This is a genomic window from Aquella oligotrophica (assembly GCF_002892535.1).
GTDB classification, from domain to species: Bacteria; Pseudomonadota; Gammaproteobacteria; order Burkholderiales; family UBA11063; genus Aquella; species Aquella oligotrophica.
Genome location: NZ_CP024847.1, coordinates 972,863 through 986,148, shown reverse-complemented (window position 1 = coordinate 986,148; position 13,286 = coordinate 972,863). Strand labels below are relative to the sequence as shown.

At 33.1% G+C, this 13,286-nt stretch carries 13 protein-coding genes; all 13 read right to left on the bottom strand.

The window, feature by feature from the left end:
• Nucleotides 1–12: 12 nt before the first annotated feature.
• Entirely contained in the window at nucleotides 13–402 is a 390-nt protein-coding gene (gene tagD / locus CUN60_RS04580) for a glycerol-3-phosphate cytidylyltransferase (RefSeq protein ID WP_102950893.1), read from the bottom strand.
• Between the two features lie 2 nt (nucleotides 403–404).
• Entirely contained in the window at nucleotides 405–1,490 is a 1,086-nt protein-coding gene (locus CUN60_RS04575) for a CDP-glycerol glycerophosphotransferase family protein (RefSeq protein ID WP_158649285.1), read from the bottom strand.
• 206 nt (nucleotides 1,491–1,696) lie between these two features.
• Nucleotides 1,697–2,980 (bottom strand): ABC transporter ATP-binding protein, encoded by a 1,284-nt coding sequence (locus CUN60_RS04570; protein ID WP_102950891.1) that lies wholly within the window; start codon nucleotides 2,978–2,980, stop codon nucleotides 1,697–1,699.
• Between the two features lie 15 nt (nucleotides 2,981–2,995).
• Nucleotides 2,996–3,784, bottom strand: a complete 789-nt coding sequence (locus CUN60_RS04565; protein ID WP_102950890.1) for an ABC transporter permease — start codon at nucleotides 3,782–3,784, stop codon at nucleotides 2,996–2,998.
• 5 nt (nucleotides 3,785–3,789) lie between these two features.
• Nucleotides 3,790–5,274 carry a peptide MFS transporter gene (locus tag CUN60_RS04560; RefSeq protein ID WP_102950889.1) on the bottom strand — a complete coding sequence of 495 codons (1,485 nt, stop codon included), beginning with the start codon at nucleotides 5,272–5,274 and terminating at the stop codon, nucleotides 3,790–3,792.
• 84 nt (nucleotides 5,275–5,358) lie between these two features.
• Nucleotides 5,359–6,771, bottom strand: coding sequence for an undecaprenyl-phosphate galactose phosphotransferase WbaP (gene wbaP / locus CUN60_RS04555; RefSeq protein ID WP_102950888.1), 1,413 nt, complete (start codon nucleotides 6,769–6,771; stop codon nucleotides 5,359–5,361).
• Between the two features lie 5 nt (nucleotides 6,772–6,776).
• Nucleotides 6,777–7,481 carry a TVP38/TMEM64 family protein gene (locus tag CUN60_RS04550; RefSeq protein WP_102950887.1) on the bottom strand — a complete coding sequence of 235 codons (705 nt, stop codon included), beginning with the start codon at nucleotides 7,479–7,481 and terminating at the stop codon, nucleotides 6,777–6,779.
• A gap of 84 nt (nucleotides 7,482–7,565) precedes the next feature.
• Nucleotides 7,566–8,582 (bottom strand): glycosyltransferase family 9 protein, encoded by a 1,017-nt coding sequence (locus tag CUN60_RS04545; protein ID WP_102950886.1) that lies wholly within the window; start codon nucleotides 8,580–8,582, stop codon nucleotides 7,566–7,568.
• A complete protein-coding gene (locus CUN60_RS04540; RefSeq protein ID WP_102950885.1) occupies nucleotides 8,579–9,655 on the bottom strand; it encodes a glycosyltransferase family 4 protein in 1,077 nt (358 codons plus the stop codon). The genes CUN60_RS04545 and CUN60_RS04540 overlap by 4 nt, the downstream gene beginning before the upstream one ends.
• The gene (locus CUN60_RS04535) at nucleotides 9,633–10,751 is read right to left on the bottom strand and encodes a glycosyltransferase (RefSeq protein ID WP_102950884.1); all 1,119 of its coding nucleotides are present in this window, start codon (nucleotides 10,749–10,751) and stop codon (nucleotides 9,633–9,635) included. The genes CUN60_RS04540 and CUN60_RS04535 overlap by 23 nt, the downstream gene beginning before the upstream one ends.
• Nucleotides 10,748–11,677, bottom strand: a complete 930-nt coding sequence (locus tag CUN60_RS04530; protein WP_102950883.1) for a glycosyltransferase family 2 protein — start codon at nucleotides 11,675–11,677, stop codon at nucleotides 10,748–10,750. The genes CUN60_RS04535 and CUN60_RS04530 overlap by 4 nt, the downstream gene beginning before the upstream one ends.
• Complete coding sequence (locus tag CUN60_RS04525; protein WP_102950882.1) at nucleotides 11,674–12,513, bottom strand: alpha-1,2-fucosyltransferase; 840 nt, start codon at nucleotides 12,511–12,513, stop codon at nucleotides 11,674–11,676. Before CUN60_RS04525 ends, CUN60_RS04530 begins: the two co-directional genes overlap by 4 nt.
• On the bottom strand, nucleotides 12,504–13,286 hold the full coding sequence (locus CUN60_RS04520) for a family 6 glucosyltransferase (RefSeq protein ID WP_102950881.1): 783 nt from the start codon (nucleotides 13,284–13,286) through the stop codon (nucleotides 12,504–12,506). The genes CUN60_RS04525 and CUN60_RS04520 overlap by 10 nt, the downstream gene beginning before the upstream one ends.

Below are 13,286 nucleotides of genomic sequence, written 5' to 3'. Positions count from 1 at the left end.
ATCCTGAAAATATTAGATCAAAGTTATGGCTTCTTTAATTTGTGTGGTAGAAATATCCTCGGTTCGCGGTAAATAGATTACTTCACAAAACTCTTTTAGAAAATCAAATTTACCACGCCAATCATCCCCAATCACAAATATATCCACATTTAGTTCATTGATATCATTAATTTTCTGTTCCCAGCACCTTTCTGCTATTACCTGATCAACAAAACGTATTGACTCAAGTATAATTTTCCTATGTTCATATGGAAAAATAGAAGACTTTCCTTTTATCTGATTAAACTCATCAGTCGATAATCCAACAATCAAATAATCACCTAGTGCTTTAGCCCGTCTAAGCAAATTAATATGCCCAATATGAGTTAAATCAAATGTTCCATAGGTTAAAATCTTTTTCACAATTAATTACCACCCAATAAAGACTCTTTCAAATCTGCAATAATTTTATCACTAGGTAGAAGCTCGATTGAGGCGTTATAAAGTTCTTGGCTAAAGCTATTGCGCTTAGATTCTAAATCATCTGAATTATTTAAAATATCTAAAATAACATTACCAACTGCATCAATACTATTAACTACATACCACGCTTGCTGAAATTTAGCATAATAACTGTTAAATCCAACGCTCTGCTGGCTATCAATCCTAATAATTGGTTTTTTAGTTAGCAGATACTCAAATAAAAAAGCAATGCCATCGGCTACAAGCAAATCAGAGTGATGAAATAAATGAATATACTCAGCCCCAGCATCAATATAGCAATTTGGTAACTGGGCAAGTTTACTAAAAAACCCATCATATTCAGACAAAGTCATTTTATTATTTGTAATTAATGCCGTTTTCATTGCTGGATGTGGTCTAAAAACAATATCATACTCTGGATGTGCAACGGCAAACTCCAAAATATCCATATAGTTTTTATGAAACGTAGCAAACCCCAGCCAAGTTTCCAAGCTATGATGTGGGCACCATAGAATTTTTAATTTAGGGATTCGGTTGTCAATGCTAACTGGCCAAGGTAAATGCTCAGTAGAATTTAATTGGTTATCTATATATTCAAACTTAGTATTTCCTACAACCACGGAATTATAGTTCTTGACCAAATTATAGCTACCATAGCACTCATGTAAATGCTGGCTATCACTATACAACCTCCAAGCATAATTATGCAGCTTCTGATTATAAAAAACTTCTTCTGTATTAAGCGTATGTATAGCGTATGGGATATAACATATTCTACGTTGTTTTAATTGCTCGGTTCTGAAAATAGATGGCACCAAATGCTCCCACGGAGCCTGCCTAAAAATAACATCAGGATTAAGCATTTCTATTATATTATCAGGAATTGCTTCCTCATTCTCAAAGTATAGAATATTTGTATATTGTTTAGTTTGAAAGTAATTAAGCGATTTATTCTCAAACCCACCATCTTCAGAATAACGTGATGGAATTATAAAAAGTATAGGTATAAAGTCTTTATCATTCAACATCTTTAAATATATAGTTTCTAATGCATACCAAAATTCGGAGCTTTGCACCAAAAATAGTACTTTAATCTTACTTTTACTATGAACATAATTAGAAGAGGTACTATTGATTAGTAAATGAGGAATTTTATTTATAGAATTCCTCATTTCATTAATTTCATCCCAAATAGGCTGAATCAACCTATTCCTAATTTTTTTTAATATAGATTTCACTGCGATAACCCGGACAAATACCTAAGTGGTGCAAAAATAAAACCTTCAGACATATTTCTATTAGAGATAACTGTTATTTTCTTCATTGGCCAACGCTGATCCAATTCAATCCTATTACCAGTAGAAAAATCAGCCAAGCCTGCAAGATAAACATACTCACCGGCTTTAAGACTTAGATTAAACTCAAATTCAAGGACGTTTACCCCTTCTTTTAATTCAAACATACTACCTATTGAATTTAAAGTATTATCCCCCCAAATAGCAAGTCCGCTGATATTTCGAATACTCATGCCAACAACAGTTTGCTGTAGTGCCTCTTTTGATAAAATAATTATTTTTAACTTAGTCACTAGTCCTGCTTCAAGAACAATATTTTCAGAAAACTCTTTACCATCCTGAATAAAATAAACTTCACGAAGTATTGCCGCATGCGTTCCGATCCTGTGCTCAGCTAACTCTTGGTTTGGTTCAGTTAAAAAATCATATTCATCATACTTCATTGGGGTTTTTATAATATCATTACCCTTGATTTCAGACTTATTAGTACGAATATACTCTTCATAAGTATAAATTAATTTCTTTACATCATAGGATTCGGAGTGAATACCACCCTGATATAAAAAAACTGCATAATTGCAGTATTCAATAATTGACTGTGCGGAGTGAGATACAAATAGGATAGTTACTCCTTTTCGTCTAAACTCTTTAATTTTCTGTAAACATTTAAACTGAAACATAAAGTCACCAGTACTTAATGCTTCATCTACAATTAATATCTCAGGCTCTACATTAATAGCTACTGAAAATGCAAGTCTAGCAAACATTCCTGATGAGTAAGATTTAACTGGCTGATGAATGAAATCACCTATATCTGCAAATTCAAGTATATTCTGTACTCTGGCATCCATTTCTAACTTGCTAAAGCCCATTAGATTACCTTGAAAATAAATATTCTCAAGTCCAGTATATTCAGGATTAAACCCGGCGCCTAACTCTAGTAAAGCAGAGACTCGTCCATTAACAGTAACTCTACCTCCAGTTGGGGTTAAAACACCAGTAATTATTTTCAATAAAGTTGATTTACCAGCTCCATTACGCCCAACGATACCTACACAATCACCTTTTTTCACCTCAAATGAAATACCATTTAAGGCATAAAAATCCTTATGGTATTTCTTTTTAAATGGATTTAGTGCCTCTTTTAACCGATCAATCGGAGCATTATAAAGTTTATAAACTTTAGATAAATTTTCTACTTTTATTGCAATATCATTAGTCATAGAACGCTCAATATCCTACAATACATCAGCAAAATGCGGACGAAGTTTATTAAATGTCCGATTTCCAAGCCAATAGCAACAAAGTGTGAAAGCCCAAAAATAAATCATCTGATTATAATGTAGCCAGAATGCTTGTTGGTTAATTAGAGTTTCTCGAAAACCAATCACCAAATATGCAAATGGATTTAGTTTAATTATATATGTAAGCTTACCATGTAGCATGGCAGGGTTCCACATAACCGGAGTCGCCCAAAATAACACCTGAAAAACCACGGCAAGAATCTGTCCTACGTCAGGCAAAAATGGCATTACCGCAGAAAATAACAGGCTCAAACTAAGGCTAATCGCAATAGTACACAAAAAGAAATAAATCAATTGCAGCCAAATTAAGTTTGGATAGTAACCATATAAAAAACACACCAAAATTAAGAATATCCAGAATGCCAAATTCACTATAATTGCTGAGCCAATCTTTACCAATGGAAGTAACTTAACCTCAAATACTATCTTCTTGACAAGAAAACTTTGACTAGTTATGGCATTACTGGCACTCATAATTGCATCATTAAGTAGAAACCAAGGAACCATTCCTGCTAGAAGCCACAGGAGAAATGGAACATCAGATACCGCTTGCGCCCGAAAACCTTTGGTAAAAACAAACCAGTAAACTGCAACCATCACTAAGGGTTGAATAAATGCCCAAACGATTCCCAAATGATTACCCAAATAGCGATTTTTAAAGTCTGACTTTATCAGATTTAAAAGCATTTTACGATTTTTTATTGCGAGTAATGCTATTTTCATAAAAATTAATTATTTCCGATCATTCTGGTTAACCTACCACCGATAAGCCAAGCAATAACCCCACAAGCCAAGCCAAATGCGGCTATAGAACCAAATAAATGTTGGTATTTTTCAAAACTAGCGATCTGTTCACTAGCAGAATAAACAACATCTATTTTACCTTTCCCGGCATTATTAGCAACTAGTGAAGCAACATATGAACCTAGCTTTATCCCTAAGGCACTAGTGATAAACCATGTCCCCATGGCAAAACCACGCATCCGATCTGGGACAAGCTGTGCCATTAATGATACGCCTAACGCACTGATTAGCAACTCAGAAGAAGCAAAAAATACTGAAATTGAAAGTATTTCCCAAGCAAAACTAATTTTGTCACTTGGATTAGTAAATAAACAGACTAAAAATAATAGTCCGTAGGCAGAAGCACTTAAGAAAAGCCCAATAGCAAATTTTTGTGGCAAAGCCAAATCACGCTTACCCAATCTGCGATACATAGCGGCAAAAATTGGCGACAAAAGAATAATCCCACTTGTCCCCAAAAATCCTGGTACTGTTTGTGGGTTTATATCCCAACCTAAAAAATTAAGATTCACGTGATGTTTATTAAATAGCATAAATGAAGTATTTTTTTGCTGGTAGATAACAAAAAACACGACTGCATAGAATAGTAAGACTACAGCAACAATCATTTTTTGTTTTTGTGAGCGACTTTCTTCTTTTATAATTTGCCAAATAAATAGCGTAAAAATGATTACTGAAGCAATTGTTAATAACCAGTTAATAAGACCATCATTTTCAAGCATAACCGTTACAAATACTATCCCCACAATTACAGACAGTATAAAAGGAGCTATTTTTTTTACATTTAAAGGAATAAGCCCGATACGATTATCCACTTCACGAATAACATAATAATGTTTGATGTTATAGATAATCCCTAACAAAAGTCCAATAGAGCAAACCAATAGTGCTACTGTATAACCAACATTCTTAGCTAATAAAGGGATAAGAATTGAGGCGCAAAATGACCCCATATTGATAGACATATAAAAGTAGGTATAGGTTGAATCAAGCTTACTTTTATCTGAACCATAAATCGCAGCAATAAGATTGGTTGGCGCAGGTTTAAATAGACATGAACCAATGATAATGAAGGCAAGTGCTGGATATACCAGATGAGGGCTTAAACTACTTCCAATCGCTAAAGACGCATAGCCTAAACATAGTAACGCCGCTCCAACAAACATGGTCCTTTTGATACCAAGTACATTGTCTGCCACATAGCCACCAACAGCATTAAAAACATAGGTAAGTGCAGCAAATCCCCCCATCAGGACTGTTGCCTGAGACTCCGAAAAGCCAAGTTTTGAGATATAAAAATAAATCGAGATATAATTAAAGCCGTAATAGCCAAAACGCTCAAAGAACTCTAGAAAACACAGGATAAAAAAAGGCTGTTTAAGAAAATTTCCTGACTGACTATTAGACATTTACCCCACCCCATGATTAGTTTTAATCAAACTAAATTATAGCATAGCTTTATCAAGGGTTAAGAGATAAAAGCAGAATTTAGGTTAGTAGGCTCCAGTTCTTTTTAAAACTACGCCAAAAGTTTTTATTATTATAACAATATCATACCATAAAGACCAGTTTTTAACATACCACTCGTCTAGTCTAACCCGGTTTTTATAACCAACATCATTTCTTCCACTTACTTGCCATAATCCAGTTATACCAGGTAATACCAATTGATAATAATAGTAACCATCCTCATAACGCTCTATCTCCCGATCAATTATTGGTCGCGGACCAACAAGGCTCATTTCTCCACGTAAGACATTAAATAGCTGTGGCAACTCATCAAGGCTAGTTTTACGTAAAAATTTACCAATTGCTGTAACTCGTGGGTCGTTTTTCAGCTTAAAGTCTTTTTCCCATTCCAATCTTGCATCAGGGCTATTTTCGAGTAATTTAGCTAATAATTCACTACTGTTAGGATACATAGTTTGAAACTTAATACAATAAAATGGTTTACCATGTTTACCAACTCTTTTGTGGAAGAAAAAAACCTTGTCTTTAGTTGTAAGTTTTATAATAAAAGCGATTGTAAGAAATACAGGGCTTAAAATTATTAACCCAACTACAACCAGTATCAGATCAAATACTCTTTTTAGAAAGGCATTAAAAGGACGAGCTAGATTATTGTTTAAGCGTAAAATTAAATGATCATTACCAAAAAAATGATCTATATGTGCGCCATATAAAGCTAGACCAGTAATTTCGGGTAACACAGATAAATACATACAATTATGTTGTAAATAATTTATCATCTTCATTTGATTATTTAATTCTTGATAACTTAATGCAACAATAATTTCACATTCACTATCTGCTTTAACAAGTTCAAGTAATTCATCAATATGGACAACCCCAGCAGGAAGATCTAAATCTGCCACAGAAGAATTTGTTGTAACAAATTTCTTAATACGATAACCCATGAGAATATTTAGTGCAAATAATTCATACGCCTCTTTTGCTGTAGTACCAGTACCAATGATATATAAATTTCTTTGCCAAATATTAAAGTTTGACATTAACAGCTTGGCACATATCCTAATTAATGGTAATACTATTGCAAAAGAAACCCAAAAACCTACAATGAGGACTTTTAATGAAGATTTACCCATTACAAAAGAAAGTCCCAGATTAATAACAATTAAGAGTCCAATAATCCGGTAGGTTTGAAGCAACTCTTCCCAAAAAGGTCTCCGTTTGGTGTATTGCTCCGCATACCAGAAAATAGCTATTATTAATACACCTAAGAGCTTAGAAACCCCGAAATGAAAAAAATTTGACCAAGGACTATTAAATAAATCTAAATGATAACGCTGGGTAAGAGAGATTGCTAAAAGAAATGCTACTGTTAGGCTGATAATATCTGCCCCAATCAAGCCAATTTTCTGTATGGTATTTTTTTTTAACTGCATAAAATTTAACTATTTTTCTTAAAGCTTTTATATAAATTCGGAATAATTATTAATAATGCCAGCAATACCAGCGGAATCCATAGTTCAGGATTAGTTAAAACGTCTAAAGAAACTTTTGCATTTTCTGCCAATTGACTACGTACTCCATTACCAATCATGACATAAATTACCGAAGTCGGAATGATGCCGATAAATGTAGTAATAATAAAAGTAACTAAGGGAATATCCAAAATTGCAGCAAGTATATTGAGTAACCAGAAAGGAATTATTGGAATAAATCGTAAACCAATAAGGTTATAAGCGGTTCTTGTACGTCCACCATCGCGCAAAACAATATGCCGAAGATGAGAAAATTTTTGATGAAGAACATCTTTAAATAGCGTCCGAACTAGTATAAAATTAAGTATCGCGCCACTAAGATAGCTAACAAGAACAATTGGTGTACCTAAAACCGTCCCATAAATAAAACCAGCCAAAAGGTCAAATAATATTGTCCCAGGAATACAACAAGCAATTAATACAATATAGCTCAGGATATAAATAAGCGTAAAACTAATTACATGTTTTTGCTCGAACTCTAGTATCTGCTGATGATAGTGATTAAATCCATCTAGACTTAAATATGACCATAAACCATAGTGATTAAAGAGCATATAAATAACTAATGCACTTATTCCAATGCCCAGAAGTCTATACCACAGTTTATTCATTACTTAACACTAAAAAAACAATTTATCCATTATTATAAGAGTATCTGAATTTAGAAATAAATTTATTTGCTAAAATTGCTCTTATCACACATAATCTGATATTCTAATATTGCGAAAGAATTTCTTATTTTTATCAATTACACCTTCTAACTGATAAGCTGGGTCAAAATTCTCTTTATCATGCCAGATCGATGATCTCCCAATATAATCTGGTGGTAATATATGTCGCGGATCAGATGGTCCAAAAAATGCTTTCAGTCGAGCATGAAGCCCCATCGCAACACCAAAATGCATTGCCCCACAATCAGTTGTATAAAATATTCTAGCTTTACTAATCAAATAGGCACTTTGCGCCAAAGATAACTCTCCCGCCCAGTTATAACAATTAGAATTATCAAGCAATTGACTAATATAATCATCATAATTTACCCGATCCACTTTACCACCAATTAGAATAATTTTTTTCCTTTGCTGAATAATGAGCTCAAGTAATTCAATAACTTTATCTTCTGGTAACATCCGGATACCTGTCTTCTCATAGGCGTTATTTCCGCCACTATTTACGAGAACAACAAAATCTTCAAGATTATTTTCATAAAGTTTTTCATTGATATATTTTTGGTCACTATCTTTAATTGGTAAATCAATCTGGATATCGGTATAATCAGGGCTAGCAAGATTACTTTGCTTTAATAAATCAAGATAATAGTAGCAATGGTAGCGTGTTACGTCATTATATAATACTGGATAATATAAAGTGAATTTTTGCCAATCCTCACGATAATAACCAACAGTTTTGGTGCAAAGCAGATTAGCCATCAGATTAAAATACCAGTGTTTATCAAGAAGAAAGACATAATCATATTGCTTACGAAGTCTAATTAATTGTATAGCAAATCTAAATACACCTTTAATTGAAAAATCAGTATCGGGTAATATAATTAGCCTATTAAGGTGAGGGTTATCCCTACAGGCAATTGCAGCATTCTCGCCAACCAGAAGGTCAATACTGGCATTACATTTTAATTTAAGCTGACGAATCAATGGCGTAGCCATTAATAAATCACCAATTGCCCCACGCTTAATTAATAGGATTTTCATAATATATGATCCTCAATAAGCTCTTTAAGCTGCTCTGCATAAACGCTCCATGAGTATAGTGGCAAAATTTTTCGTCCATTTACAATTAATGATTCTCTCAGTTCTGAATTTTTTAATAGATACTCTATTTTAGCAATAATATCATCTGAATTATGTGGATCAAAATAAATTGCAGCTTCTTTAATAATCTCCCGAAAGACTGGAATATCTGAAATAATTAACGGACTCCCGGAGGAAATTGCTTCAAGTAATGGAATCCCAAACCCTTCATACAGTGAAGGAACTAAAGTTGCATATGCGTTCTGATATAATGTATGTAATTGAGCATCGGAAACAACTCCTAACTGAATAAGATTATCAGGCATAGATTCTTTTTCTATTTCAACACTGCCTACGCATACAAAAGTATAATTAACTTTAGCTATCGCATCAAGATAAGCTCGAATATTTTTATAGCTTGAATTTTTTTGTGAAAAGATAGAAAGTATATAGCCCTCCCTGACAATACCAATCATTTGTAGGTATTCAGAAGATTCACTTGTGTAAGTAAAATTATCTGCACTATTACCAAATACGACTACTGGATTTTTTGGTTTGCCTATTACAGCATTAATTTCTCTAGCACTAAAATTAGAAACTGTACCAATATATTCAGACCTCATAACTAACTGTTTATGAAAAAATTGTGTAATTAGCCTGAATTTCCAGCTATATGACTCTGGATATCTAAAAATCAGCGCATCATGGATCACACATAACTGATTTTTTTTAATAATTGGCGCAAAATTAGCAAAATTAATCAAAAAGCTTTTACCTGTGTATAATGGGAGTAGTATCTGCTCCCAAAGGTATTTATTTTGAAAATAAGTAATTTCATGTATTTTTATATTCTTAAGAGAAACCTCCAAAAAATTTATCTTTGGGACTAACAAAATAAATTCAGTTTGACTATCTTGAACCATTGATTTAATGATCTTATCAAACGCAATTGTCATTTGTAATGCAAAACGATTCACACCACCTTTTACCTGTTCAGTCAGGAAATAACCATTAATATAAATTTTTTGCATCATTTTCAAATAACCGAGCAAACGTTTTCAACCAGTAGGGAATAACATTTTCAATCATAAAAGGTTTTAACGCTAAATGCCTATTTTGTATCAATTGCTTTCGTAATAACTCATCATTAATGACTTTCTCAATTGCCTGAGCAAGAATAGCTGGTTCATTGACAGGAATAATAACTCCGCAACCATGAGTTAAGATCTCTCTTGCTCCTGTATCGGTAGCAATAATAACTTTGGATAATGCCAGAGCTTCAATGATAACTGAGGGTAATGCTTCCGTGGTAGAAGTAGAAACAAGTATATCAGAAGCAGCAATGTACCCAAGAGGATTGTCTGTTTGTCCTACAAATAGTAATTGTTCATAAACATTTAGAGCAATTGCTTCCTCAATAAGCGCATTTTTTTCACTACCCTCACCACAAATAATCAACTGAAGATTTTTGTTCTGTAACATACTGAGAGCCCTTATTAATAAGGCAAAATTTTTCTCTGCCACCAGACGCCCTAACACAATAATTTTTATTTTCCGATTATCTAAGTCAGCAATCGGCAATGCTTTTTCTAATTCAGTAATTATAAATGGATTATAAATTACTTCAATTCTGGTTGATATTTCCGCCCCAGCGTATGCAGCTAGACTTCGTGCCGACTCATGACTTACACAAACAATTTGTGTAAAAGATTTTAATCCGATGCAGTGAATACTCTTGATAAGCTGGTTTGGATAATATTTTACTTTATCAAGACAGGCATGTACCCACGCGATAACTCTTATTTTTTTGAAAAGAGAAAATATCCAAACCGGAATCACCACCTGAAACAAATCACCATTAACGATGATAATGTCATAACCTGAGATTTTTCGGGATAATTTTAGACTATCCGAGAACAATCTAAATAATTTCATAACTTTATTTTTGGCTTCGTGCTGGTTTAAAATAAATACTGGTTTAAAACCTGCATAATCATTTCTGGAATTCAATAATCCTATATCCATTTGATAATTGCAATCAAGATTAATAGCTTGTTTAAGTGTTTGTGAAACTGTAGCAACACCACCACAAATATAATCCTCCGTAATAAATAAAATCTTTTTTGTCATTGTAATCTAACTTTCCTAATTAGCTTATTAACAATTGAAAGTTCGCGGACAAATAAAGATAATTCTTTTTCTGGAAAGATTTGAATTTTGCGATTATTATTTTCAATCTCTTTTAATACATAGGTTGACCATAACATATTATATAATTTGCTAAAAAGGCTTCCAGGAAGGACAAAAGCATTTAGGTAGTAATTAATTTTTTTGTGCTTAATTTTAAGCTTAGTTAATGTATATGAAATAACTTCTACTAGGGTAAGATTAATATTTTTTTGGTTTGCCTGACTTAGAGATGATTTAGAGAGTCTGTAGCTTAGAGTATATTCTGGGAGATTTGCAAATTTAATACCTTTTTGGCTTAAAGTTAACCACAAACTATAATCCTCTGCATTATTCCTCATATCTTCCGGATAATGATTATTTTTCAAAATTTCTCTGCGCAAAATTACCGTAGGATGCCCTATTGGATTATCAAGCAGATTCATATAAATTAGTATCATATCATGCTCAAGTGGCTTTTGTTCATGATAAAGCATTTTTTCCATACCATCATCAAATACATTATACCAAGTACCGCTTACACCAATTTCAGGATTAGCCTCCATAAATTCAACCTGCTTGACTAATCTGTCTGGTAAAGATATATCGTCTGCATCCATCCGTAATATATATTTCCCTACTGCATGGTCAATCGCAAGATTTAATGTAGTAGGTAATTTGCAATTCGTTTCATTATGAAAAAGCTTTATTCTATTATCACTATTTCTATATCTTTTAAGAATCTCAAAACTATTATCTGTAGAACAGTCATCAATGATAATAAATTCAAAATTGGTATATGACTGATTCAATATACTCTCAACCGCTTCAGCAACATACTTTTCAGCATTATATACCGGCATTACTACTGAAACTAATGGACTATTCATATTTTTACCCAAGAGGCTGGCAATAAATCACTAGTATTTATTTGTGGATCATTAAACCACTTTGCCGGAGCAATTACAATTTTATTGATATTACTATTTAGCCATGCACCCCACCAACTGAAGGAGCTATTGGCAATTATATTATGCTTACATAGGCTCATTAACTGCATATCACGATAACTGTTTTCACCATCATTTCCACCCACATAAACTGCATTAGCTAATGGAAGATTATTTTTACACCAGTCAATTTCATTCGAAAATACAAAAAATTGTGGACCTTCTACTTTATCTTTGATTATATCTATCGCTCTTAAATAAAACTCCTTAGTGCAAATGCCTCCATGCAATGGATGATTAACATAGTCACCCATTCTAACGTGCAAAGAAATAGCATTAGTGCTCCTTATCTGATTAGCAATAAGCTGATTAGCGGCATCTAGAGATGGAAAAGTAAAATCCTCCCTAATCTGCCGCTCTATTTCTGCAAAATATGATTCAGACTGCCAGTAGCCAATCAGATAACGTGAGAAAGAATAATCAAGATATTTGGAATTAAAGTTAAATTCCGATTGGCTAATAATTCGTTGATAAAGTTTTAATCTGGCAAGTACTTTAAAAAATTTATTTTGCCGGAATTTTTTCACTGCAATAGATGGAATAATTTTAGGAGCAACTGCAAATATTTTTTGTAACTCAAAACCATTATGGAGATCATAATTATTAAATTCACTTAAATCAAGGTATACTTCTTTCCCCATCAATTCAAGTTTACGATAAAAGGCATATTGAAACATCTGATTCCCTAATCCACCTAGACACCACACTATCTGCATTTAAACTTCCCTGCCATAAACTTGAGAAATCTTTTAACCCGGCTTTCCATATTACGCTCTCCACGCAAAAATCCATGACCCCCATAATTATTTTTATCCCGTAACCGAATTTTTGCCAAAAACGGGATCTCCCAGCCATTTGGATATAGATACGCCGGAGATAGAATATGTAATATTGGCTCAATCAAACTACGTTCGTTATTAAGTAGACTATTCCAGTGACTTTCATCATGCCACAGAGCAACAATACCATTATTTAAATCAATTTCAATATTTTCAGAAATTTTATGGCACATTTCAAGAAATAAGCGACTATCTCCACCATTTATACCGCCAGCAAAGTATTTCCATGGTTTTATTACAAATGCGGTAGAGGTTTCTCTCTTCTCATAAGTATACTCTTCATGCTTTTTGTCAAAGAATCCCGGATGAAGACAAGCTAATAACTTAGACTCAACTCCAAAGAACTCATTAAATTCAACGTTATCCACAAAAACACAATTGCCATTAAAAAACACCACTTTATCAAAATTAAGTAGTTGTTCTTCTATTCTCAAAAACATTTTATATCTGTATAAGGTATTAAATGGCCACCCTAAATTATCCTGATAGATAATACTAACATGCTCATCGCCATGAATTCGTGGTGAATCAGTAAATACAAAAAAGTGCTTTTCTTGTTCCGGACAAAACATTTTTTTACAGCTATCATAAAACTCACTCCAGAAAACATCATATTTTCCGGTACAAATATATAGTATTGCGATTTTCAT

Coding starts and splice junctions, on each gene's coding strand:
- CUN60_RS04570 (WP_102950891.1), bottom strand. CDS start 2,980: ATGACTAATGATATTGCAATAAAAGTAGAAAATTTATCTAAAGTTTAT.
- CUN60_RS04520 (WP_102950881.1), bottom strand. CDS start 13,286: ATGAAAATCGCAATACTATATATTTGTACCGGAAAATATGATGTTTTC.
- wbaP (WP_102950888.1), bottom strand. CDS start 6,771: ATGCAGTTAAAAAAAAATACCATACAGAAAATTGGCTTGATTGGGGCA.
- CUN60_RS04540 (WP_102950885.1), bottom strand. CDS start 9,655: ATGATGCAAAAAATTTATATTAATGGTTATTTCCTGACTGAACAGGTA.
- CUN60_RS04575 (WP_158649285.1), bottom strand. CDS start 1,490: ATGTTGAATGATAAAGACTTTATACCTATACTTTTTATAATTCCATCA.
- CUN60_RS04525 (WP_102950882.1), bottom strand. CDS start 12,513: ATGCAGATAGTGTGGTGTCTAGGTGGATTAGGGAATCAGATGTTTCAA.
- CUN60_RS04545 (WP_102950886.1), bottom strand. CDS start 8,582: ATGAAAATCCTATTAATTAAGCGTGGGGCAATTGGTGATTTATTAATG.
- CUN60_RS04530 (WP_102950883.1), bottom strand. CDS start 11,677: ATGAATAGTCCATTAGTTTCAGTAGTAATGCCGGTATATAATGCTGAA.
- CUN60_RS04560 (WP_102950889.1), bottom strand. CDS start 5,274: ATGTCTAATAGTCAGTCAGGAAATTTTCTTAAACAGCCTTTTTTTATC.
- CUN60_RS04565 (WP_102950890.1), bottom strand. CDS start 3,784: ATGAAAATAGCATTACTCGCAATAAAAAATCGTAAAATGCTTTTAAAT.
- CUN60_RS04535 (WP_102950884.1), bottom strand. CDS start 10,751: ATGACAAAAAAGATTTTATTTATTACGGAGGATTATATTTGTGGTGGT.
- CUN60_RS04550 (WP_102950887.1), bottom strand. CDS start 7,481: ATGAATAAACTGTGGTATAGACTTCTGGGCATTGGAATAAGTGCATTA.